This is a genomic window from Pantoea alhagi (genome assembly GCF_002101395.1).
GTDB lineage: Bacteria > Pseudomonadota > Gammaproteobacteria > Enterobacterales > Enterobacteriaceae > Mixta > Mixta alhagi.
Map to the genome: position 1 here is coordinate 299115 of NZ_CP019706.1, position 23774 is coordinate 322888.

Here is a 23774-nt window from a genome sequence, read left to right on the forward strand (position 1 = left end):
GGAAGCCCCCGGGAGCTTACACCAGTAAGTGACTGGGGTGAGCGAGTCATGCCAACGCGCATGCAACTTGAAGTATGACGAGTATATATCGCCCTTGATAAGCGCATGTTATACTGCGCCGCTCAATTTTTCAGGCGCCGCAAAGCGCGTTTGACAGACAACAGAAACGCTTAAAAGGTGAACCTTTTGCAAGGTAAAGAACTCCAAGATTTCGTTATTGATAAGATTGATGATCTGAAAGGTCAGGACATTATTGCTATCAACGTGCAGGGCAAATCCAGCATTACCGATTGTATGATCATCTGTACCGGCACCTCTTCCCGTCACGTGATGTCTATTGCCGATCACGTTATGGAAGAGTCCCGCGCTGCGGGCCTGATCCCGCTTGGCGTGGAAGGGAAAAACGTTGCCGACTGGGTGGTAGTCGACCTCGGTGAAATTATTGTTCACGTCATGCAGGAAGAGAGTCGTCACCTGTATGAGCTGGAAAAGCTCTGGAGTTAAGTCGTGAAGTTGCAGCTTGTTGCCGTAGGCACCAAAATGCCGGACTGGGTTCAAACCGGCTTTATGGAATACCTGCGTCGCTTTCCAAAAGATATGCCGCTGGAGTTGACCGAAGTCACTGCCGGCAAGCGCGGTAAAAACGCGGATATCAAACGCATTCTTGAAAAAGAAGGGGAAGCGATGCTGGCTGCCGTCGGCAAGGGTAACCGTATTGTGACGCTGGATATTCCCGGACAGCCCTGGGAAACGCCACAGCTTGCCCAACAGCTGGAGCGCTGGAAGCAGGATGGCCGCGATGTCAGCCTGCTGATTGGCGGCCCGGAAGGGTTGTCGCCAGCCTGCAAAGCTGCAGCGGAACAGAGCTGGTCTCTTTCAGCGCTTACGCTGCCTCATCCGCTGGTACGCGTGTTGGTTGCAGAAAGCCTGTATCGTGCATGGAGCATTACTGCGAATCATCCTTATCATCGTGAATAATCCGATAAGGCCAAACGGACATCTCAAACAGCGGATGAAATCTCAACGTAACGCTTTTCGTGACTATACTGCCGAGCAAACCCTGTTTGTACGGCGGGCGCTGCTGGCGTTCGTCGGCATTTTATTGCTCTCAGGTATTCTGGTCTTCAACCTGTATCATCTGCAGATCTTACGCTTCGAAGATTACAGCACCCGTTCTAACCAAAACCGCATCAAGCTGGTGCCAGTTGCGCCCAGCCGCGGCATTATCTATGACCGCAACGGCACGCCGCTGGCGCTGAACCGCACCATTTATCAGGCGGAGCTGGTGCCGGAAAAAGTCGATAACCTCAAGGAGACGCTACAGGCACTGCGGCCGGTACTCGATCTCACCGATGATGATATTGAAAATTTTGAGAAAGAGCGTAAGCGGTCGCGTCGCTTTACCTCAATCCCCTTAAAAACTGCGCTGAATGATGTGCAGGTCGCCCGTTTCGCCGTGAACCAGTATCGCTTTCCCGGCGTTGAGGTAAAAGGTTACCAGCGGCGCTACTACCCTTACGGTCAAACGCTGACCCATGTGGTGGGCTACGTCTCTAAAATTAACGATCGTGACGTGGCGCGCCTGGATAAAGAGGGTAAATGGCCTAACTATGCGGCAACGCACGATATCGGCAAGCTGGGCATCGAGAACTATTACGAAGATGTGCTGCACGGCAAAACCGGCTATGAAGAAGTTGAGGTCAACAACCGTGGCCGTGTGATCCGTCAGCTGCATGAGCAGTCGCCGCAGGCCGGGCGTGATATCTGGCTGACCATCGATCTTAAGCTGCAACAATATATTGAGACGCTGCTGGTCGGCAGCCGTGCGGCGGTGGTAGTGAGCGATCCGCGTACCGGCGAGATTCTGGCGATGGTTTCCACGCCAAGCTACGATCCGAACCTGTTTGTTGATGGCATTTCCAGCAAGGATTATAAGGCGCTGCTGCAGGATGAAAACCGCCCGCTTTATAACCGCGCTATTCAGGCCGCGTATCCGCCGGCATCAACAGTGAAGCCCTATGTCGCCGTTTCCGCGCTAAGCGCCGGGGTTATCAATCGTAACACCAGCCTGTTCGACCCTGGCTGGTGGCAGCTGCCTGGCTCTGAAAAACGTTACCGTGACTGGAAAAAGTGGGGACACGGTCGGCTGAATGTGACCAAATCCCTTGAAGAGTCAGCGGATACCTTCTTCTATCAGGTTGCCTATGATATGGGTATCGATCGCCTGTCAGAGTGGATGAATAAATTTGGCTACGGCCAGCGCACCGGTATCGATTTGCCGCAGGAAAATCCCGGCAATATGCCGACGCGCGAATGGAAAATGAAGCGCTTTAAAAAGCCGTGGTATCAGGGCGATACCATTCCGGTGGGCATCGGTCAGGGCTACTGGACGGCAACGCCGCTGCAGATGAACAAAGCGTTGATGATTTTAATCAACGACGGCGTAATCAAAACGCCGCATTTGCTGCGCGCTACGCGGGAAAACAATGTGCTGGTGCCTTATCGTCAGCCGCCGTCTGCCCCGATTGGCGATATTCACTCCGGCTATTGGGAGATTGCCAAAGATGGCATGTACGGCGTAGCTAACCGGCCTAATGGCACCGCGCATAAAAGTTTTGATAACGCACCCTATAAAATTGCCGCAAAATCCGGTACGGCACAGGTGTTCGGCCTGAAAGAGAATGAAACCTATAATGCGCACAAAATTGCCGAGCGGCTGCGCGACCATAAGTTAATGACTGCGTTTGCACCTTACGATAAGCCGCGCGTCGCGGTAACCATCATCCTGGAGAATGGCGGTGCAGGTCCGGCTGTGGGCACGGTGATGCGCCAGATCCTCGACCACATTATGTTAGGCGATAATAATACGGTGCTGCCGGATGCCGCACCGACCCCGCCCGGTTATGAAGGTGAATAACAATGTCCATGAACGATAATCCGCAAAAAAAATCGATCTGGACCAAGATTCATATCGATCCCCTGTTCCTGATTATTATCTCCTGCCTGCTGATCTACAGCGCCTTTGTTATGTGGAGCGCCAGCGGCCAGGATCCCGGTATGATGGAGCGTAAAATCGGCCAGATTTTTATGGGCCTGGCGGTAATGGTGGCGATGGCGCAGGTGCCGCCACGCGTCTATGAAGGCTGGGCGCCCTACCTCTACCTGGTTTGCGTGGTGCTGTTGATTGCGGTAGATGCCTTCGGGCATATCAGTAAAGGCGCGCAGCGCTGGCTGGATCTTGGCATAGTTCGCTTTCAGCCTTCGGAGATTGCAAAAATCGCCGTCCCGCTGATGGTGGCACGTTTTATTAACCGCGATATTTGCCCGCCGACGTTAAAGAATACTGGTATTGCGCTGGTGCTGATTTTTGTGCCCACGCTGTTGGTAGCCGCTCAGCCCGATCTCGGCACATCGATTCTGGTTGCCACTTCTGGCCTGTTCGTGCTGTTTTTAGCCGGTATGAACTGGAAACTGATCGGCGTAGCCGTCCTGCTGGTTGCCGCCTTTATTCCGATACTGTGGTTTTTCCTGATGCACGATTATCAGCGTGACCGCGTGATGATGCTGCTGGATCCGGAAAGCGATCCGCTGGGTGCCGGCTATCATATTATTCAGTCTAAGATCGCTATCGGCTCTGGTGGCCTGCGCGGTAAAGGCTGGCTGCATGGCACCCAGTCACAGCTGGAGTTTCTGCCGGAGCGTCATACCGACTTTATCTTTGCAGTGCTGGCTGAAGAGCTGGGGCTGGTAGGCGTCCTGATCCTGCTGGCCCTTTATCTGATGCTGATCATGCGCGGCCTGGTTATCGCTGCGCGCGCTCAAACCACTTTTGGCCGGGTAATGGCAGGCAGCCTGATGCTGATTTTGTTTGTCTACGTTTTCGTTAATATTGGCATGGTTAGTGGTATCTTACCGGTGGTTGGCGTTCCTTTGCCGCTGGTAAGCTATGGTGGCTCAGCGCTGATTGTACTGATGGCTGGATTTGGCATCGTTATGTCAATTCACACACACCGAAAATTATTGTCTAAAAGCGTTTAAGAGGCTCTCGATGCGTAAGGACTGGCTTTGGGTGGGTGCAGCTTCGCTGCTGCTCGCCGCCTGTACGACTCCCACAGAACAGCAGGCGCCCGCTCCGCAGCAGCCTGTTTATAACGGCCCGGTTGTCGAGATCGGCGGCGTCGAGCCGCGCTATGAGCCGATAAATCCGGCTACCAGCCAGGACTACAGTGTCAATGGCAAAACCTGGCGGATTATTAAAGATCCCTCTAACTATAGCGAAACCGGACTGGCCAGCTGGTATAGCGAGCAGGCTAACGGTACGCGTACCGCTACCGGTGAAACCTTTGATCAGGAAGGGTTAACCGCAGCTCACCCTACCCTGCCCCTGCCCAGCTATGTGCGGGTAACCAACCTTGCCAACGGCAGGCAACTGGTGGTGCGCGTTAACGATCGCGGCCCTTACACGCCAGGCCGCATTATTGACCTTTCGCGCGCGGCCGGGGATCGACTGAACATATCCAATAACACGCGCGTACGTGTTGATTACATCAAGGTTGCGCCGGACGGCTCGCTTTCCGGTCCCGGCACCATTGGCACCGTGGTCGCCAAACAGAGCTACGCCTTACCGTCGCCTCCCGATATCGGTGGCGGAACGATGATGATGGGCGGCTCCGCTGCGGCGGCACAGCCAGCAGCGACTGAACAGCCGCAAAATATACATCCGGTGGATAACAGTACGCTTACCAGCGATAGCTCAATGGGCGCACCGGTACGCAGCAGCGGCTTCCTTGGTGCGCCAACGCCGCTCCATGCGGGCGTACTGGAAGGCAGCGAACCAGAAACGCCAGCGGCCTCGCCATCACCTGCGGCAGGCAGCGTGCCTGCGGCGGCGGCACCCTCTGCGGCAGCGGGAAATTATGTCGTCCAGGTTGGTGCGCTCAGCGATGCCGATCGGGCGCAACAGTGGGCGGAGAAGCTGAAATCGCAGTTTGGCGTTCCCGGTACGGTAGCCAGCAGCGGTAAACTTTATCGCGTACAGCTGGGGCCGTTTGCTTCCCGTCAACAGGCGGCGGCGCTGCAGCAGCGGCTGATTAGTGAAGCCAGTCAGCAATCCTTTATTACCGTGATTCAAAGCGGCATGTAAAAACCAACGGCAGCCACTTTGCGTTAAGACAACAAAAAACAGGCTGGCTGTTTATTTTGTCAACGCAAAGTTGGATGCCTGTAAAAACGCCTTTTGCTATAGTAAGGCACTTTTTTCACTAACCTCCACGGATGATGTTGTCCTTAACATGAATACGCTGAAAACCTGTCACTATTTTAAGCGCCTGGCGGCGGGCACCGTGATTGCCCTGAGCCTGAGCCAGGCCGCGCTGGCTGAAGATATTAATCTTAAAACCATGATCCCTGGCGTACCGGATATTGACGCAGAAGCGTATATCCTGATCGACTATAACTCCGGGAAAGTCCTTGCTGAAAAGAATGCCGACGCACGTCGCGACCCGGCCAGCCTGACCAAAATGATGACCAGTTATGTTATTGGTCAGGCGGTGAAGGCAGGCAAAATTCATCAGGATGATATGGTTACCGTGGGCCAGGATGCCTGGGCGACCGGAAATCCGGTGTTCCGTGGCTCTTCGCTGATGTTCCTGAAGCCGGGCGATCGCGTGCCGGTTTCCCAGCTAACGCGCGGTATTGTGCTGCAGTCCGGCAATGACGCCTGCGTCGCTATGGCGGACTATGTGGCAGGCAGTCAGGATGCGTTTGTCGGTCTGATGAACAACTATGTCAAAGCGCTGGGCTTGCAAAACACTCACTTCCAGACGGTGCATGGTCTGGATGCGGATGGCCAGTATAGTTCCGCGCGCGATATGGCGCTGATTGGTCAGGCGCTGATCCGTGATGTGCCGGAAGAGTATGCGGTTTATAAAGAGAAAGAGTTCACTTTCAACAATATTCGTCAGATGAACCGTAACGGCCTGCTGTGGGATACCAGCCTGAACGTTGACGGCATCAAAACGGGCCATACCTCCGCAGCCGGTTATAACCTGGTCGCTTCTGCGACTGAAGGCCAGATGCGTCTGATCTCGGCGGTACTGGGCGGCCATACTTATAAAGGCCGCGAAGTTGAAAGTAAAAAGCTGTTGACCTGGGGCTTCCGTTTCTTTGAAACCGTTGCGCCGCTGAAGGCTGGAAAAGAGTTCGCCTCTGAACCAGTATGGTTTGGCAACAGCGATCGCGTTCAGCTTGGTGTCAGTAAGGATATGTATCTGACCATTCCACGCGGACGGATGAAAGATCTGAAAGCCAGCTACGTGCTGAGCAATACCGAACTGCATGCGCCGCTGCAGAAAAATCAGGTGGTCGGTACCATCAACTTCCAGCTGGATGGCAAAACGATTGAGCAGCGCCCGTTAGTGGTACTGAATGAAGTGCCGGAAGGGGGTTTCTTTAGCCGCATCGTGGATTATATTAAGCTGATGTTTCACCACTGGTTCGGTTAAGGCGCGAGGCGGTTGATATTCGCCCTGTTCGCCCTTATATCCTGATTATGTGTAAGCTCCCGCTGCGGCGGGAGTCTTTTTTTTAGCACCGGAGTCTCTATGAAAACCAAACTGAACGAACTGCTCGAATTTCCCTGTTCTTTTACCTATAAAGTCATGGGACTGGCACAGCCGGAGCTGGTTGATCACGTGGTGGAAGTGGTGCAGCGTCATGCGCCAGGCGATTATACGCCAGATGTAAAACCCAGCAGCAAAGGCAACTATCACTCCGTCTCGATTACCATCACCGCGACGCATATTGAGCAGGTTGAAACGCTGTATGAAGAGCTGGGCAAAATCGAAATTGTGCGTATGGTGCTGTAATTCCATGCGCGTTAGCCTGGGCGGGTAGAGCTCGTCCAGGAGCAGCGTTATACTTCCCTCTTTATCTGGAACGGAAAGCACGTTTTGCAGCAGCCTCCTCTTATTGTTCGCCCGTTGGGTCTGCGCCCCTGGGAATCTGTCTCTCTTGCCATGCATCAGTTTACTGATAGCCGTACTGCCGATACGCCGGATGAGCTGTGGCTGGTAGAGCATCCTCCGGTTTTTACACAGGGTCAGGCGGGTAAGGCAGAACATGTGCTGATGCCCGGCGATATTCCCGTGGTGCAAAGCGATCGCGGCGGCCAGGTAACCTATCACGGCCCGGGACAGCAGGTAATGTACGTATTAATCGATCTGAAACGCCGCAAGCTGGGTGTACGTCAGTTGGTTACCGCTATCGAACAAACGGTGGTTGAGACGCTGGCGCATTATGATGTGGCAGCCTGTGCGCGCCCCGATGCTCCCGGCGTCTATGTGGATGGTAAAAAAATCTGTTCGCTCGGGCTACGTATTCGTCAGGGCTGCTCTTTTCATGGGCTGGCGTTGAATATCGCTATGGACCTTGCGCCTTTTCAGCGCATTAATCCCTGCGGCTACGCCGGACTGGAGATGACGCAGCTAAGTGCGTTTCGTGCCGGTATTACGCCGCAAGACGTGCAGCCCGTGCTGATTGAAAAGTTTTTGCAGCAGGTGGCGATCCCATCGGCCAGCTGGCAGCCAGCGGAGCGCTCTGCTTTTTTGTAAAGGTGCAGGCTGCTTTACAAATTTGCAACTTTTTAGCACGCCGTCAGGCTGTTTGTCAGGCGCTGAAATGATATAATTTTTGCACTTTTTTCAAATAAAGTTGAAAAAGCAGCCGGCTCGTTGAGTTACCGCCTCTTTTCAAACTGCAATCCAACCTGGAAACTGCAAGCTTATGAGTAAACCGATTCAGATGGAACGCGGCGTCAAATATCGCGACGCAGACAAAATGGCGTTAATCCCGGTGAAAACCGTGGTAACCGAGCGCCAGGAATTGTTGCGCAAGCCGGAATGGATGAAGATCAAACTGCCCGCCGACTCCAGCCGTATTCAGGGCATTAAAGCGGCGATGCGTAAAAACGGTCTGCACTCTGTCTGTGAAGAGGCCTCCTGCCCTAACCTTGCAGAATGTTTTAATCACGGTACGGCCACCTTTATGATCCTGGGTGCCATCTGTACTCGTCGCTGCCCATTCTGCGACGTAGCGCATGGTCGCCCGCTTACGCCAGACAGCAACGAACCAGCCAAACTGGCACAAACTATTGCTGATATGGGCCTGCGCTATGTGGTCGTGACCTCAGTGGATCGCGACGATCTGCGTGACGGCGGCGCACAGCATTTTGCTGATTGCATCACCGCAATTCGTGAAAAAAATCCAACGATTAAAATCGAAACGCTGGTACCAGATTTCCGTGGCCGTATGGATCGTGCGCTGGAGATCCTGACCGCAACGCCGCCGGATGTGTTTAACCACAACCTGGAAAACGTGCCGCGTATCTATCGTCAGGTGCGTCCCGGCGCTAACTATGAGTGGTCGCTAAAGCTGCTGGAACGTTTCAAAGAAGCACATCCGGATATCCCGACCAAATCGGGCCTGATGGTGGGTCTGGGTGAAACCAATGCGGAAATTATCGAAGTGATGCGCGATCTGCGTCGTCATGGCGTAACCATGCTTACGCTGGGTCAGTACCTGCAGCCAAGCCGTCATCACCTGCCGGTTCAGCGCTATGTCAGCCCGGCAGAATTTGATGAAATGAAAGAGGAAGCGTTGGCGATGGGCTTTACTCACGCCGCCTGCGGTCCTTTTGTACGCTCTTCCTATCACGCCGATCTGCAGGCGAAAGGGCTGGAAGTTAAATAAGCGCTTTATTGCAAAAAAACGCAGCCATGAGCTGCGTTTTTTATTACCGCTGCGAAGTTACAATTTGTAACTTAACGCTGCCGCAGGGTTTACTCTTTATGGGTAACGCGCTCAGCAGGCATTTCTTCTGCTTTCGCAGCCGGTGCCGCATCTTCATCCTTCATCGCTTTTTTAAAGCCTTTAATGGCGGCACCTAAATCACCACCCAGCGAACGGAGTTTATTCGTGCCGAACAGCAGTACGATCAACGCACCAATAACCAGTAACTTGGCAATGCTGATACCTTCCATAACACCTTCTTACCTTAAACGAGAAGCCAATGCCGGCTATTAACGCGCAGAACGTTACCTAATACAACTGCCACTTGTAACAGATTACAAATTTTTTTTGAAGCGCAACGCAGGCGTGTGGTTGCTTATCCCGCTCCCGCTCACCTGAAGGATACCAAGCGTCAGGCATCCAGTTCGGGGCGGCTAAAGCGACGATTGGCTAAAACCGGCAGCCTTTCACGGGCGCTTTTAACGCGCTGCGCATCCAGTTCGGCAAATACCAGAGCCGGGCTTTCCGCAGCGCGGGCAATGGCGACGCCCAGCGGATCGACAATCAGGCTGCTGCCAATATTACGTGGCCCGCATTCGCCTACCGCAATCACATAACAGGTATTTTCCAGCGCTCTTGCGGTAACCAGCACGTCCCAGTGCATCTCTTTTAGCGGCCCTCTGACCCACGCCGACGGCAGCACCAGCACATCGGCACCATCCAGCGCCAGGCGACGTGCCAGCTCCGGGAAACGGATATCGTAACAGGTCATCATGCCAACTTTCATTTCGCCCACCTCCAGCAAAGGCGGAACAGCCAGGCCAGCGGTGACGCGCTGTGATTCCTGCATCGCAAATGCATCGTAAAGATGCAGCTTATCGTAGCGTGCAATAATTTCCCCGCCGCGCAGAGCCACCTGTGCGTTAATCGCCCGCTGTGAGCCATCAGGAACATAAAGGGTCAATATCGTCGTTAGCGTGCTTTCCCGGCTGGCAGCCAGCAACTGAGTAAGAAAAGGGCCATCCAGCGGCTGCGCCTCTCTTACTGCCAGCCCTGGGTCCTGGATATCGGTCGCTAATACCGCTTCAGGCAGCACCAGCAATGCAGCGCCTGCCTGCTGCGCCTGCTGCATCAGCTCAATACAGGTATGTGCATTTTTCTGCCATTCACGCGCGACAGCAAACTGCCCCATAGCGACTTTCATCTTCTTCCCTCCCTTACGCTGACCCGCTGTCCGGACCATGATCTCTTACGCCAGCAGTTTGATGCGATAGCAGGGCGATTCGCTATAGCCTTCACGCGTATAAAACTGGTTAGCTTTGATACGCGCCTCATGGCAATGCACCTCCATGCGATCGCAGCCCCGTTCACGCGCCAGCTGTTCAGCATGCTGTAGCAAATGCTGCCCGACGCCCTTGCTACGCTCGCCGTCGGCAATACAGAAATAGCTGATACGAGCAAAATCACCGGCCAGCGCCAGCTGTGGAATAAAATGCAGTGATAAAAAGCCCAGCACAGTTTGCCTGTCCTCGGCCACCATCAACATCTCATCGGGATGGTCAATCAGCTGCTGTAAGCGGTGATCCATCAGGCCTTCGGTGCCACCGTAGCCTAATTCATGCAGTAAAGCGATTAAGGCGAAACTGTCTTTAGTTTGAGCTGGCCTGATGTTCATTGCGCCTCCTTCAGATACGCTTACCGCGTTGGGTTACCTGTTTATAACTGTAGTTAAGGCAGGGAAGCAAGCGGATACCGGAGGTAAAACATAACTCCCGCTTTTTATGTGCGGTCAGGCAATAATTAATGTTTCCTTAATCTTACGACGGCACACTGAGGGAAAATTTTACGGGAAGGAGTAATAATGAAAAATTTGATGCCGCGTAGCCTGTCTGAACTCTTTGCTCTGACGTTAAGCTGCGTTTCGCTGATTGGTTTTATCGGTTTATATCTCTACCGCTGAATTAGGCAAAAAAAAACCCGCCAGCAGGCGGGTTTTTAAAATTCTGACTGTTAACTTACAGAGCGATAACGTTAGCAGCAGATGGGCCTTTTGCGCCGTCAGTGATTTCAAACTCAACGCGCTGACCTTCGGCCAGGGTTTTGAAACCATTGCTCTGGATAGCAGAGAAGTGTACGAATACGTCTTTGCTGCCATCTTCCGGAGTAATGAAGCCGAATCCTTTGGACTCATTAAACCACTTAACGTTACCTTTAATCTTGGACATCTATATTACCTTTACATGAAAAATGGACACTAAACTGTGTCGGGGTTAAGTACAGCAATTGCCGCGCCTTTTGTCCAGTGCGTCGTGAAGAAAAAGTGATAAATATCGCTTTTTTTTCGTATGTGACCACTTTGTAGAAGTCATTAAATGTCACAGAGAAGCGTCATTCAAGGGCAACTGCCTTCATCCCCTCATCTTAAAAAATCATAACTCAATGATTTAACTAATATAATTTTTGTTATTGTCTTGCTATCTAAAAAAACGCGGTAAAAAACGGTTTTTACCAGCGCCTCAACCTTTGCGGCGAAAAATTATCACGCCAGGCGATAATGCCATTGAGCAAAAGATAAACAGCATTTTTTATCGCCGTAAAGTTATCTGATCCCCCTCTCATTCAGCCGGGCTTCAGCTTTTAACAACAAGCCACTTGTGCATTAAAGCAACAGTAGAGATAACACGCATCAGAAGCTTTCCTTTTTCTAATGAGAAAGAAATACCCACCGATTAACAATTGCTCTATTATTGAGAAAAATCATTGAAAACAGCTTTTTCTTATCTTTACAGCGTAGACCAGTAAAAACATTCATTAAATTTACTTATTTTTCATTGATTTATCAGGTGATCATAACAACCTTGAACAGATTAAGTAAATTTATAGATCTTTCATATGTTTTTGCTAAGATATTTCACGCCGCGAAATCAGCAATAAGGAAGATAAGGATGGTCATGAAAGTACGATGTACCGCCTGTGGCAGCAAAAGGTTTCGTTATACTACCGGGGACCAAAAAGGAAAATTTCACCACGGCGCGGTATGTGCTTATTGCTTTAAACCTTTTACCGTACAGGATGTATTACCCCATACAGAAATAGACCCTATTGCCCACTGCCTTATCAGGCAGCGCAATAGCCGGCTCAGACCTTAGAAAAGCGGCACCCGTCTGAGGTGCCGCCAGTTAAATTAAAACAGAATCTTGAATACACCGGTAAGCGTCAGTAACCCAACGATAAAGATAATTGCAATAATCCAAAGTATAATTTTCATTCCATTCTCCCTGTAGACAACTATGCCGATAAGCCGATAAGTAAAATGCGCTGCGGTCAGTTTTCAATAAAATCTGAGCGCCAGTTGGTCAACAACCGCAACGTTATCTGTCGCTTAAGTATAGTTCAGGATAGAGATTTTGCATTTTGCGAACCCGATCGCGCCCTTCACCTTTCCCCTGCCCCACCGCTTCGCTCTGTGAAATAAAGAACGCTAAACTTAATGCGGGTATCAACCCGGTGTCTTAGTGACTTTTTGTCAGCCTGTAAAAGGAGGCCTTATGAGTACGATTGATACCAATATGGGCAGATATTGTCTGAAGGCGAACCATGCCGGTAATCATATCAAGGGGACAATTGCCATCAACAATGAGGGTGGCGACCAGCTCTCTTTACAGGAGTTTGACGAGCATTATCTGGATGATGTGGTTAATAACGTTATCTATCCGGTCACCGGCGGCAATCGTGAAATTACGCGGGCGCTGCGTGAGCAAATGATAAAAGCGGGTTTTAATCAGCCGCATTAAATGACCTGGGCCCCCACAGGATGCCCTGTCTTGATGCTTCGGGCAGCAGCGCAACCGGGAATATCAGCGTCGCTGCTGCCTTAGCTTAGATAAGAGCAGAGAGCAGCAAACACCCCACCAGCCCGCAAACCGAAATAATGGTCTCCAGCGCCGACCATGAGCGCATGGTTTCACCAATGGTCAGGTTAAAATACTCCTTGAACAGCCAGAAGCCAGGATCGTTAACGTGCGAGAAAATGACGCTGCCTGCTCCCACGGCGATCACCATCAGCTCCGGGCTGGCACCGGAAGTGGCAATCAGCGGCGCAACAATACCACCAGCAGTAATGGCGGCAACGGTTGCCGATCCCAGCGCAATACGCAGTACGGCGGCAATCGACCAGGCCATAAAAATAGGTGACAGGTTAGTAGCATGCATCAGACCGGCAATATATTTGTCCACGCCGCTGTCCACCAGTACCTGCTTAAAGGCGCCGCCGCCGCCGATAATCAGTAGCATCATGGCGATAATCTTGATGGAATCAGTCAGCGTATCCATCACCTCTTCCATACTGCGGCCGCGATTAAGACCAAAGGTAAAAATACCAATCAGTACCGCTATCAGGGTTGCCATTACCGGATCGCCAAAGAACTCCGCCCAGGGCAGCAACGGGTTATCTTTAGGCAGGACCATTTCCGCTACGGCACGTAAAGCCATCAACACAACTGGTACCAGCGCGGTCCATACGCTGACGCCAAAGCCAGGCATCTCCTCTTCGCTAAAGGTTTTCGGGTTGTAAAGCCCTTCCGGGATAGGCTTATCAATGTTTTTCAGAAAGCGCGCATAAACCGGACCCGCCAGAATTACCGTCGGGATCGCCAACAGCGTGCCGAACAACAGCGTTTTTCCCATATCGGCGTTAAACAGCGTGGCAATTGCGGTCGGTCCCGGGTGCGGCGGCAGGAAACCATGCGTTACAGATAAAGCGGTGGCCATCGGCACGCCAACGTAGAGCAGCGGCACGCGCGCCGAGGCAGCAATGCTGAACACCAGCGGCAGCATCAACACAAACCCCACTTCATAAAACAGAGCGAAGCCCACGGTAAAGCCGGTTAATACCACGGCCCACTGAATATGACGGTGGCCAAATTTAGCAATCAGCGTAGTGGCGATCCGCTGCGCCCCGCCACAGTCCGCCAGAAGTTTTCCCAGCATCGCGCCGAATCCCATGATCAGCGCCAGGCTGCCAAGCGTACTGCCAACGCCAGCTTTAATGGAGGCGATCACTTTATCGACCGGCATCCCCTGCATTATTCCCACCACCAGCGCAACCAAAATCAGCGCAATAAATCCATTAAGCTTGAAGCGAATCATTAGCAGGAGCAGCAACGCGACTCCAACCGCAACGATAACTAATGGCATAATTTTTCTCCGGTGAATGGCCGCCAGGAATAACGGCCGACTTTATCATTGTGGGTCACGACAGAAATAAACTGAGTGACATGCTTAGCAGCAAGTAGAAGCGTTGCCATATTGTTACCGATAACATGGTAGCGGTAACAAATTGTCACTGGAATCAGAGCAGCAGGTAGAATTATTGATTTGCGAAGATGATCAACTTTTTACCGCCATGTTAACACTCATGAGCTATCCATAGCGGAGCGGTTGACTGTTAAACTCACCTCTCCTTACCAAACCGTGGCGGGAATAAACGTGTTGACCAGCCAGACGATCGCTAACCGACAAACCTTTTTTGGCCGGGGCAGCCTGCAACAGTTGCTACCGCTACTTCAGCAAACACCGCAAGCGACACTCCTGTTTTGCAGCCGCTCTTTCCTTAACAGCTCGCACTATGCCGCTATCAGTCCGGCGCTTAAGCCGTTGCTTATCGGCTATGAAGTTGTTACTCATGAAGCCTCGCCAGATAATATTGACCACTGGGTCGCACGCTGGCGCGGCAAGGTTGAACGCGTGGTGGCAATTGGCGGCGGCAGCGTTCTGGATGCTGCCAAAGCCTTTGCCGCCATGAGCCAGCACCCGCTTAACACTTTGCGCTATCTGGAAAAAACAGGCGATACGCCGGTCAGCGGCGTGACGCTGCCGTTAATTGCCGTTCCTGCTACGGCGGGCACCGGAAGCGAAGTGACGCAAAATGCGGTAGTCACCGACCAGCGTGATAACAAGGTTAAGGCTTCATTACGTCACGCTAATTTTGTGCCGCAGGTTGCCATTCTTGATGCTGATTTACTCGACGGCGCGCCCGATAAGGTACTCGCCTGCTGCGCTATCGATGCCTTTACCCATCTGTTTGAAGCCTGGCTTTCAGCCAAAGGGAATATGTTTACCCGGCAAACCGCGCTTAACGGCCTGCGTCAGTTTATTAAGGGCTGGCCCGATCTTAATCGTCAGGATGAACGCGGGGCTGAAGCGCGTGAGGCGATGTTGATGGCGTCGTGGCTGGGAGGATTAAGCCTGAGCATGGCCGGGTTAGGCGTTATCCACGGTATTGCGGGCGAGCTGGGCGCTATCAAAGCCTGGCATCACGGTGAAGTCTGTGGCCGCCTGCTGTTCCCCTTTCTGGCGCTACTGGACAACAGCGAGCATCCGCAGCAACAGGCATTAATGGCTGAACTACAGCTGGCGCTGTTTGGCGCAGCGCACCCGACACCGGCAAGCTATCTGGCACAGTGGCTACAGCAGCACGCGGTGTTTCCTTTCTGGCAGCAAAAGCTTGAGCTTAGCGCCAGCGAGGTCGGGTGGATAGTGGCACGCGCCAACAGTAAAAATTCGCTGGTCAATTACAGCCCTGCGCAACGGCGCTGGATGCTGGAACAGGCTTACCACTGTACCGATTAATCAAAGGGGGGGCGGCCCTCCAGCAGTTGCTGGATAACGTGCAGTACGCCCTCCTGATTATTTGACGGTGCCAGATACTTTGCTGCCGCCTTCACTCGTTCGGGCGCGTTAGCCATAGCGTAACCGAAACCTGCCTGGCTAAGCATCTCCAGATCGTTGCCGCCATCACCAAACGCCAGCACCTGTTGATGAGTGATCCCCCAGCGTTGCTGCAACAACGCCAGCCCGTGCGCTTTATGCAAACCAGGAATAATCAGATCAACAGAGCCATGACCGCTGGTCACGGCGGTCGCAACACCGGCATGATGTCGCTCGATATCCGCCATTAATATCGGAACATACTCATCCGGGAGATTCAGCGCGAATTTAAACAGACGATCGTGAATCGCATCCAGCCGCTCTACTGGCTGAAGGCGGTAACAGTAGCGGCGCATTTTTTCAATGTAGGCAGCGGGCGTTGAGGAAAAATACCAGGCGCTGTGGTAGCCACACAGCACATAATTGAGCTCAGGGTAGTTGCCGCGTGCCAGCGTATCAATAATCTTCTCCACGTCGTCGTGGGGAAACTCGCCCACGAAGCGATCTTCGCCCGCCTCGATGATATAAGCGCCGTTTTCCGCCACAAAGGCGATCTCATGTGCAATTTCAGGAAAAAAGGTGCGCAGCTGATAATACTGGTTGCCGCTGGCAACCACGAACCGAATACCGCGTGCCTTAAGCTCTGCATACTGTTCGGCAAAGCGCGCACGGTTATAATTTTTTCGGTCATCAAGAAAGGTGCCATCCATATCAACAGCAATAAGTTTGATATCCGCCATTATTTTGCCTCTGCTTACGCTAACTGAGGGTGATCTTAGCTGACGATCCCGTTTGCTGCTCTTCTGCCCCGTCTTAGTACTGACCTCTCTTTTAACGGCTGGCTGACGCATTTCACTTCGCCTTGATGCCTAATTTTTTCATTCCCGACAGCAGCGTAGTGCGTTTTAATCCTAAACGGCAGGCCGCACCGCGAGGACCGGCATCCACCCCGTTAGTCTCTTTCAGCACCTCAACAATACGTTCGCGCTCATCGGCAACATTCATTACCGGAGACGTTTTTTCCGGCATGTCAGTATGGATAATGGATAAGGGCCGACACATTGTAACGGAGGCTCGGTAAAAAGGAGAAGATGATGAAATATCAAGAATTGTTTAATTTCTGGTTCGAAGCAGCGTATAAAAATCAACGGTGTTAACCAGAGAATGTCTTAATTTGGGCAGATTAATGATGCTCACCAGACGCTTTCTTACGAGAGCACCTGGTGATATATCAGGAGGAAAGTATATCGCTGATATGGGCAGATAAATCTTCTTTTTTAATTCCAGTGAGTTCAGACAGACTGGAAGATAATTCTTCAATACTCTTGCCTGTTGATGACGGGCCAGACGTGGCATGAGCAAAGTAAAGCCCATTATCGAAACCAATATCGAAAGTAATATGATTAAGCTGAACACGTTGCATAAACGATCCTTTTAATAACATGAAATTCAGGCTTAACGATAATTTGATAATTCATCAAAGCATCGTTTGTTCCTGATAATGCTTCGTCAGGCAGTAACCGTACGGCCTCGCTAACGACGCACCAGCAAAAAGCCTTCTGAGCAAAAAAACGCACAACGGTAATAGTGTAAGTCTTATCTGCCATAAAGGCCAAATTAAATGCCCTGGTTCGGATGCTTTATGAGCCCGATTTCAAAACATGATTCTGATGCCAGTTGCCTTGTTAGCCGGAAAAAAGACGGATTTACTGAGAGCCTTAACGGACGCTGTCGTAATAAATAAGTTGATAATAAAGGAGTTACCGGCATCAACCACATCAGAGCAATCATGAATGACTAACGGCGGGTTTATAACGAATGCAGGCCCCATTTAGCACTGAATGACCAGATGCCATTAGAATCTGCAGCAGACTGGCGAAGCAGAAAATTTGAAGATAAACGAACCGACATAACTCACTGACGGTGGTATCTAATACAGGGGCTGGTCACTCAGACAAGTCAATTGCAGAATAATCCAGGATTTTTCTCAGCCAGAAATACCAACGCCTTTTGCCTAAGTCATTATTTTTATTTACAATACTTGGCAGTTTTGATTAAAGTATCTCTAAAAAACAGGTTCTAATTCTTTAACTAAGTGACTGTTCATTGGAGCAAATGGAATGCCACGCAATCTTGCACCTGCGTACTGTATAGTCCAACAACCTGGGAGCCTTGATTTCCAGGCGAGGATGCTTTTCCGTGACAGCAACTCAGAAGCCGCCCGCCTTTTTATTCAAAACAATGCAGACACTCCCTGGCTGAATCCAGGACAGATAGTGATCGTAGCAGATCCAGCATATTCACCAACCATGCAAATGCTCAGCGCTCTACGACAGGCGAAACAAAAAACCAACCGTGCGTTTGTTGGCGTAAGCTCTGAAGAAGCCAGTTTTATGCAGCAACACTACGGTTTGATTGCAGCCCTTACCACTGCGGGAGATAAAATTTTTGGCACGATTGGTGACGTTGGGGAAAGATATTTTTCAGAGATAGAAAATACTCTCAAAAAGATAGAAGTCAGTTACCAAAACCAATTCCGCACCCAGGGAACACTGATAAGCCAGCAATTCTTTGTAGAACGTAATCAGCTTTTCAACCAGTTAAAAGAACTTGTTAACAAGCCTTTACTGAAATCTTTAATCCGCTATGCGGTAAAGTTTAAACCTTACGAGGACATGCGTAGAGCGTTGAATCTTTCAAGCCGTTCTATAGTACATGAATGGTCAACCGTGGGGCTTGGCGGGTTACCCGGATATTCAAGCTATGTAGGAAATGCAGCAAAAGCGGCAAAATTCTTAAAATCAGGTGGATATATAGGGATAGGGTTTGCTTTTGCGGGGACAACTAACGATGTGGCCAGTGCTTGTGTCAAGGGACGTGAGAGTGAATGCAAAAGAACAGCATTCAAAGAGTACGGTAAGTTCGGCACTTCAACATTAACAGGTGTCGGAGCTGGTGCAGTTGGTTCCGTTGCTGGATTAGGTGTATGCGCAGCAATAGGAATCGCCACAGCAGGAACCGGCGCGGTAGTATGCGCAGCTATTGGCTCCATAGCTGCTGGTTATGTTGGTGCCAAAGCAAGTGACTCTGTAATGGATACAATTTATGAATACATGGGAATTTGAAGAGTGAAACCAGTAATCATGTTCTTAATCATACTTCCTTCTGTTTGCCTAATGGTAAGCGTTCTCCTCTATCTTTCCAATAGGGGCAGGTATAGTAAACTTATTTCTGATTTCCAAAAAAATCATATTCTACCCGCTCCTTATTTATTGCATTGCAATATGGGTTATTTAGGTTCACCACTAATGACCTATTTTTTCATACGTTTAAAAGAAAAAAAGAAGATATTTTTTTTAGCTAAGGATAGCCAAGCCTATAGCTTTGCTGTTGAAAGTGAAAATTACGATAGAATAAATATGCTCAAACCACTTTACTATACATTTTTATTAGGTTTTTTGAGCTGTAGCTTACTGATGCTGATTGCTTTATTTTTTAAGTTAAAAACATTATATTTAAATTATGTGTAACCCCCAATAATTTTATAATTAACCATTAATTTGAAATGTACTGGCTAAACTAATACAGGGAAAAGAAATATATTATATATCTGCCCTGTAGTTTCTTAAAATTTAGTTATCAATGGCAACTTTGCATCAAAGATTTATATTCTGTGACCCGCTCCCCGTTGATTAATACACCACGATGTTAATAATGTCTTCATATTGACCCGCTCCCCGTATGTGATCCATTCATTGACCATGAAAAAATCGTCGGATACATAATAGACGGTATCGGTGTAGTGCTTAGTGGTTTTCAGATTGTAGCCGGTGCCGGTTTACTGGCTGGCTCTGTTGCTACTGGAAATGTCATAGGAATCGTAGCTGGCTCAAGTTTGATAGTGAATGGCGCTGGCTCTGCTATTGAAGGGATTGATAAGCTAAGAGGCGTTCCTGACCCTTCTAACCCCGTAAGGGAAGCTTATGAAGACACAGCTGAATTTTTTGGTTTTGACCAGCGATTAGGGCTGCTTGCTTATCAGGTGGTTGATCTAACCACTTCATACTACCGGGTTTTAAAACTATCCTTGAAACCCGAAGCATGGAGGTTGTTCAAATATCTCCCAACTGATTACTACCGAAAGGTTCAAGTAATGAGTAAACCCGCTCTTGCTTTGAAAGGCGCAGGAGCAGCAGCTAAAGGAGCAGGTATAGGTATGAATCTTTACCAAATGCACGATGCTCAGGTAAAAAATTAATCGCTTGTTTTTTTAAATTTGTGACACTTCCACGCCAGATTCAGGGGCGTAACAAAATAAATTACCACTATACCAAAAGCGAGAACGATAAAATAAGAAAAGGCACTGGATTTATCAGCAGTGAACAGACCATATAAACCCACCAGTGCTAATAAAGCCAAACCTATAACTCCTCCCCAAAACCTTTTATTCAGGTCAATAACTAAACTTTGCAGAGTATCTGTCTGGCTTTGATCCTTTTTGATAATACCTTTTAATTTACCGATATCTTTACCAGAAAAACCATTATCAAGCAGCTTTTTTTCATAATCGTTCATCTAAATCTCATCCCAAATAATTTACGATATTGAGCCAATATATCATGATTAAGTGAGAGGTTTTGCTTGCTTTAGAATCCACCTGGCTACGATACCGTCAGCGGTGAAAAGGAGGAAATCAGATAGGTTTGCGAATTGCGTAACTAATTGATATTTAATGGCACGCCCTACAGGATTCGAACCTGTGACCTACGGCTTAGAAGATAATAGACCGTCATTTAACACACTGATTTAACGCCTGAAATCCATGTTCGCGCTTTGGTTTGTGTCGTTCTGTGTCGTTAATCGCGGTCCACGGTAATCTTCCAGCATAGAGCGACGCCACAATTACGACACAACGCGACACAGTGCATGCAAAGCTTTGGCAAAGGTCACAAAGCCCTGCATGTCCCAAATTTGTCTCACCTCTACCAAGCGCAAGAAGAATCGACCCCTTCCGAGGTTTTGAGTTGTTTTGCGCTAATTTTTTGCCCCATCCATGTCCCAGGGCTGACCCGCACCGACCTGGCGACAGAGTGATCAGTTCTGGTCAAGATGTTACAATCCGAAAACGCTATCGATTCCATTGAAAGGAAACAAAATGAGAGTTGCAGTGGTAATCCCTTCGTACAAGGTGAAAAAACACATACTGAATGTGATAGGAAAGATTGGCTCAACGGTTCAAAAAATCTACGTGATAGACGATTGCTGCCCGGAAGGAACTGGTGATTTTGTTTTAGAGCATAACACTGACGAAAGGGTATCAGTTATCAAGCATGAGGTTAACCAGGGGGTTGGCGGTGCGGTGATGACAGGATACAAGGCAGCGGTCAATGACGGCGTAGACATCGTTGTCAAGATTGATGGCGATGACCAGATGGAGCCGGCTCTGATACCAGACTTCACGGCGCCTATCATAGCCGGAGAAGCTGATTACACAAAAGGGAACCGATTTTTCAATCTGGACAATATTAGCGCCATGCCGAAGATCAGGATTTTTGGTAACGCTGTGTTGTCGTTCATGACGAAATTCTCATCAGGATATTGGGATATCTTTGATCCAACTAATGGGTACACGGCAATTCATACAGACGCGATTAAGCATCTCCCTCTGAGTAAGATATCAACGCGATATTTTTTTGAGTCTGACATATTATTTAGGCTGAACACTCTGAGAGCCGTTGTGGTTGATGTGCCGATGGACGCCAAGTATGAGGATGAAGAAAGTAACCTTAAGATTTCAAAAATAATCGGCGACTTTCTGTACAAGCATGGAAGAAACTTCTTCAAACGCGTTTTTTATAACTACTATCTGCGAGACATGTCAATCGCCTCAATAGAACTGCCCCTTGGGATTTTAATGTTCATATTTGGCGTTGTTGTTGGAGCAGTAAACTGGGCTGATGCTATCAGAACCGACATCCCAAACACATCAGGTACGGTCATGCTCGCGGCCTTGCCGGTTATTATTGGGTTACAGTTGATATTAGCATTCTTCGGCCACGACATAGCTAACACCCCGAGAAGAACATTTCATAACAGGTATAAAAAATGATTTACCTTATTACTATAGCCTGCGTCATTGGTATAGCTGTAGGCCAGATACTATTTAAGTTGTCATCTTCTGCATTAAGCAAGAGCGGAAGCTTATTCTCATTTGACACGCTTGTAATTCTGGTGCCTGCCCTTGCTTTGTATGGCGTTACAACACTGGCATGGATATGGGTTCTTCAGAAGATAGAGCTCGGCAAAGCATATCCTTTTATGGCACTTGCGTTTGTGCTTGTTCCAGTAGGTAGTCATTTCTTACTTGGGGAGAAGTTTAACCTTTCATACTTTCTGGGTGTCGCTTTAATCATGGTTGGCATCATCATAACATTAAGGTCTGCGTCATGATGTATTGGGCTTTGGTGTCAGTTTTTGGATATTTTCTCTACCTGGTATTTGTTGCTAAGCTTAAGTGGCAGCAAGCCCCGTTCATTGCTCTTAGCATTTGCACTTGCGTTTTGTATGCTAGTGGAATACTTGGTTTCCTTGAACAAGGCTGGGGCTTGGCGGTTTCGCTTGGATTCGTCCTTGGTGCTTATGCGATTTACAAAGAAAAGCCTGTTATTCCTGTGACATGGAATGGCATTCTTGCGACGTTGGTCAGTGTAGCACCTTTTGTATTTTCATTTCTTGCAGTTAAAAGCGATTATTTATTCACAGATTGGGATGAATTTTCTTTTTGGGGTGCGAGTATAAAAATAATGACTGTGACTAACGCTATCTACGATGGTGGTTCGTCATTGTCTAATACATTTAAGGCTTACCCACCGGTCCAGCAGCTTGCTCAATATCTATTTGTATATCCGGCAGGATGGAGCGAATCGGCTGTACTCAAGGCTCATAATGTTTACATATATTCGGCAATGTTGTTTGCTTCAGCCACGGTCATAAGAAAAGACGCATTACTGGCCGCCATAGCATTTGCAGCATCATCAACATTCATATACTTTTTCAAGTATGACATAGGGCATGTACTTGTAGATCAGCTCTTGGGTGTTGTTTTTCTGTCTGCGCTCTGCGTGGCGGTTTCTGCACAAGATAATGACAGAAAATACCTGTTACCATTGATTATTTTCATTCTGCCATTGATTAAGCAGATCGGATTGGTATTTGGATTGTTCGCGATAGCATGCGCTTTCGTCCATATTGCGCTAGGAAAAGGTGACGGCTTTAAGAGCAGGCTTGCAAATGCTTTTAAACTATCAGCGTTATATCTTGCTGTTCTGCTGGTATCTTTTAAATCATGGTCTTTATATCTAAGCAGTGTTGATGTAACTCCAGCTTTTAGCGCTTCGGGTCCAATAAATTGGGCATCTGCTGCTATGCAGAACAAGATATCGGTGACCCTTGCCGAGCTTAATACGCGTATCTTAAACCCGCTCTATTTTAGTTATGCTACTTTTCACTTCCGTCCTTTAACCATTTTCATGATTGGGGTAGCACTGATTGCACCTATCTCAATTATGAGTAAAGGGCGCAGGCTTCAGGAAACGGCTATAGCAGCAATCCTGCCATTGATGTGCGCAGCTTATATAGCGTTCCTTGTATACTGCTATATTGCGTACTTTTCAGAGTTCGAGTCTAAAAGGCTTGCTTCCTTTGAAAGATATGCTGGCACCTTCTTGATAGCTTGGGCATCTTTTTTGCTATACAAGATTGTCGATCTGAGCTGGAGAGTTTTCAGGAGCGCATACTCGCTAGTTGCCATCTTGGCTGTTGCTCTTCCAGTGTATGGCGTTACTGGATATTACCGGTTGGACCTTCAGAAGATTCGCCCAGAACAGAAAAAAGCAGTCCTCAGGAAGGATGTTTCGCGCTTGTCTGACATGATCTGGAAGAAACTCAAGCCAGGCGATTCAGTTTACTTCATCGCCCAAAACACCAAAGGCCTTGAAAAGCTAGCTTTCACCTATGAAATGCAGCCGTTTAAGGCAAATAACTGGTGCTGGACTTTAGGTAAAAAATACTATGACAGCGATGTATGGACCTGCGACAAGACCCTTTCGGAAGTCATGAAGGGTTACAAGTATCTTGCAATTTACAAAGCGGATCAGCAGTTCTGGGATTTATTTTCTTCTCACTTTAAAGATGGGGAGAGAAAGGACGAGCTTGCTATATACAAAGCTGATTATGATAAAGATGGGATGTTGCGTTTAACTGAGGTTAAATAGAAAAAC

At 49.2% G+C, this 23774-nt stretch carries 25 protein-coding genes, 1 tRNA gene and 1 pseudogene; 16 read left to right on the forward strand and 11 right to left on the reverse strand.

Going from position 1 to position 23774, the window contains the following annotated elements; all coding sequences use genetic code 11:
• The first annotated feature begins 186 nt into the window (after nt 1–186).
• The 9 genes from rsfS to lipA all read left to right on the forward strand — a co-directional run bounded on the left by rsfS (nt 187) and on the right by lipA (nt 8748).
• Entirely contained in the window at nt 187–504 is a 318-nt protein-coding gene (gene rsfS, locus B1H58_RS01395; RefSeq protein WP_085067631.1) for a ribosome silencing factor, read from the forward strand.
• Between the two features lie 3 nt (nt 505–507).
• Nucleotides 508–978, forward strand: coding sequence for a 23S rRNA (pseudouridine(1915)-N(3))-methyltransferase RlmH (gene rlmH, locus B1H58_RS01400; protein ID WP_085067632.1), 471 nt, complete (start codon nt 508–510; stop codon nt 976–978).
• A gap of 34 nt (nt 979–1012) precedes the next feature.
• Nucleotides 1013–2917: a peptidoglycan DD-transpeptidase MrdA gene (gene mrdA / locus B1H58_RS01405; RefSeq protein ID WP_085067633.1), complete on the forward strand. Its 1905-nt coding sequence runs from the start codon at nt 1013–1015 to the stop codon at nt 2915–2917.
• Between the two features lie 8 nt (nt 2918–2925).
• On the forward strand, nt 2926–4038 hold the full coding sequence (mrdB, locus tag B1H58_RS01410; RefSeq protein ID WP_085072206.1) for a peptidoglycan glycosyltransferase MrdB: 1113 nt from the start codon (nt 2926–2928) through the stop codon (nt 4036–4038).
• A 10-nt stretch (nt 4039–4048) separates the two neighbouring features.
• Entirely contained in the window at nt 4049–5143 is a 1095-nt protein-coding gene (gene rlpA / locus B1H58_RS01415; protein WP_085067634.1) for an endolytic peptidoglycan transglycosylase RlpA, read from the forward strand.
• 148 nt (nt 5144–5291) lie between these two features.
• Nucleotides 5292–6503: a D-alanyl-D-alanine carboxypeptidase DacA gene (gene dacA, locus B1H58_RS01420; RefSeq protein ID WP_085067635.1), complete on the forward strand. Its 1212-nt coding sequence runs from the start codon at nt 5292–5294 to the stop codon at nt 6501–6503.
• Nucleotides 6504–6602: 99 nt separating this feature from the next.
• Nucleotides 6603–6866 (forward strand): DUF493 family protein YbeD, encoded by a 264-nt coding sequence (ybeD, locus tag B1H58_RS01425; RefSeq protein WP_085067636.1) that lies wholly within the window; start codon nt 6603–6605, stop codon nt 6864–6866.
• Between the two features lie 84 nt (nt 6867–6950).
• Entirely contained in the window at nt 6951–7610 is a 660-nt protein-coding gene (lipB, locus tag B1H58_RS01430; RefSeq protein ID WP_085067637.1) for a lipoyl(octanoyl) transferase LipB, read from the forward strand.
• Between the two features lie 172 nt (nt 7611–7782).
• Nucleotides 7783–8748: a lipoyl synthase gene (lipA, locus tag B1H58_RS01435; protein ID WP_085067638.1), complete on the forward strand. Its 966-nt coding sequence runs from the start codon at nt 7783–7785 to the stop codon at nt 8746–8748.
• 89 nt (nt 8749–8837) lie between these two features.
• On the opposite strand, the gene tatE is transcribed toward lipA, so the two are convergent.
• From tatE to B1H58_RS21355, 5 genes are all read right to left on the reverse strand, one after another.
• On the reverse strand, nt 8838–9038 hold the full coding sequence (gene tatE / locus B1H58_RS01440; RefSeq protein WP_085067639.1) for a twin-arginine translocase subunit TatE: 201 nt from the start codon (nt 9036–9038) through the stop codon (nt 8838–8840).
• A 161-nt stretch (nt 9039–9199) separates the two neighbouring features.
• Nucleotides 9200–9991 (reverse strand): deaminated glutathione amidase, encoded by a 792-nt coding sequence (locus tag B1H58_RS01445; protein ID WP_085067640.1) that lies wholly within the window; start codon nt 9989–9991, stop codon nt 9200–9202.
• A 45-nt stretch (nt 9992–10036) separates the two neighbouring features.
• Nucleotides 10037–10462 (reverse strand): GNAT family N-acetyltransferase, encoded by a 426-nt coding sequence (locus B1H58_RS01450; RefSeq protein ID WP_085067641.1) that lies wholly within the window; start codon nt 10460–10462, stop codon nt 10037–10039.
• Nucleotides 10463–10802: 340 nt separating this feature from the next.
• Nucleotides 10803–11012, reverse strand: coding sequence for a transcription antiterminator/RNA stability regulator CspE (gene cspE, locus B1H58_RS01455; protein ID WP_038627478.1), 210 nt, complete (start codon nt 11010–11012; stop codon nt 10803–10805).
• A gap of 959 nt (nt 11013–11971) precedes the next feature.
• Nucleotides 11972–12055 carry a small membrane protein YohP gene (locus tag B1H58_RS21355; RefSeq protein WP_442897173.1) on the reverse strand — a complete coding sequence of 28 codons (84 nt, stop codon included), beginning with the start codon at nt 12053–12055 and terminating at the stop codon, nt 11972–11974.
• A gap of 280 nt (nt 12056–12335) precedes the next feature.
• On the opposite strand from B1H58_RS21355, the gene B1H58_RS01465 reads away from it, so the two are divergent.
• Nucleotides 12336–12581: a hypothetical protein gene (locus tag B1H58_RS01465; protein WP_085067643.1), complete on the forward strand. Its 246-nt coding sequence runs from the start codon at nt 12336–12338 to the stop codon at nt 12579–12581.
• An 85-nt stretch (nt 12582–12666) separates the two neighbouring features.
• Here the strand turns inward: B1H58_RS01465 and gntT are convergent, their stop codons facing one another.
• Complete coding sequence (gene gntT / locus B1H58_RS01470) at nt 12667–13983, reverse strand: gluconate transporter (RefSeq protein WP_085067644.1); 1317 nt, start codon at nt 13981–13983, stop codon at nt 12667–12669.
• 243 nt (nt 13984–14226) lie between these two features.
• Between gntT and B1H58_RS01475 the strand changes: the two genes are divergently transcribed.
• Nucleotides 14227–15417, forward strand: coding sequence for an iron-containing alcohol dehydrogenase (locus B1H58_RS01475; protein WP_418304134.1), 1191 nt, complete (start codon nt 14227–14229; stop codon nt 15415–15417).
• Here the strand turns inward: B1H58_RS01475 and B1H58_RS01480 are convergent.
• The 3 genes and pseudogenes from B1H58_RS01480 to B1H58_RS01490 form a co-directional block, all read right to left on the reverse strand.
• Nucleotides 15414–16235: a Cof-type HAD-IIB family hydrolase gene (locus B1H58_RS01480; RefSeq protein WP_085067645.1), complete on the reverse strand. Its 822-nt coding sequence runs from the start codon at nt 16233–16235 to the stop codon at nt 15414–15416. The genes B1H58_RS01475 and B1H58_RS01480 overlap by 4 nt on opposite strands.
• Nucleotides 16236–16347: 112 nt before the next feature.
• Nucleotides 16348–16491: pseudogene (locus tag B1H58_RS01485) on the reverse strand (hypothetical protein); the annotation flags it as partial.
• 235 nt (nt 16492–16726) lie between these two features.
• Nucleotides 16727–16918 (reverse strand): hypothetical protein, encoded by a 192-nt coding sequence (locus tag B1H58_RS01490; protein WP_085067647.1) that lies wholly within the window; start codon nt 16916–16918, stop codon nt 16727–16729.
• 697 nt (nt 16919–17615) lie between these two features.
• Here B1H58_RS01490 and B1H58_RS01495 point away from each other — a divergent pair.
• Both B1H58_RS01495 and B1H58_RS01505 read left to right on the forward strand, forming a co-directional pair.
• Entirely contained in the window at nt 17616–18620 is a 1005-nt protein-coding gene (locus tag B1H58_RS01495) for a hypothetical protein (protein ID WP_085067648.1), read from the forward strand.
• 629 nt (nt 18621–19249) lie between these two features.
• A complete protein-coding gene (locus tag B1H58_RS01505) occupies nt 19250–19753 on the forward strand; it encodes a DUF4225 domain-containing protein (RefSeq protein ID WP_335671925.1) in 504 nt (167 codons plus the stop codon).
• On the opposite strand, the gene B1H58_RS01510 is transcribed toward B1H58_RS01505, so the two are convergent.
• Nucleotides 19750–20070 (reverse strand): hypothetical protein, encoded by a 321-nt coding sequence (locus B1H58_RS01510; protein WP_085067651.1) that lies wholly within the window; start codon nt 20068–20070, stop codon nt 19750–19752. The two genes, B1H58_RS01505 and B1H58_RS01510, sit on opposite strands and share 4 nt — an antisense overlap.
• Before the next feature lie 158 nt (nt 20071–20228).
• A tRNA-OTHER gene (locus B1H58_RS20535) sits at nt 20229–20308 on the reverse strand.
• 342 nt (nt 20309–20650) lie between these two features.
• Here B1H58_RS20535 and B1H58_RS01515 point away from each other — a divergent pair.
• Genes B1H58_RS01515 through B1H58_RS01525 form a run of 3 tightly spaced genes read left to right on the forward strand, consistent with a single transcriptional unit; the run spans nt 20651 to nt 23768 of the window.
• A complete protein-coding gene (locus B1H58_RS01515) occupies nt 20651–21604 on the forward strand; it encodes a glycosyltransferase family 2 protein (RefSeq protein WP_085067652.1) in 954 nt (317 codons plus the stop codon).
• Nucleotides 21601–21945: an EamA family transporter gene (locus B1H58_RS01520; protein ID WP_085067653.1), complete on the forward strand. Its 345-nt coding sequence runs from the start codon at nt 21601–21603 to the stop codon at nt 21943–21945. Before B1H58_RS01515 ends, B1H58_RS01520 begins: the two co-directional genes overlap by 4 nt.
• Entirely contained in the window at nt 21942–23768 is a 1827-nt protein-coding gene (locus B1H58_RS01525; protein ID WP_085067654.1) for a hypothetical protein, read from the forward strand. Before B1H58_RS01520 ends, B1H58_RS01525 begins: the two co-directional genes overlap by 4 nt.
• Nucleotides 23769–23774: the final 6 nt, after the last annotated feature.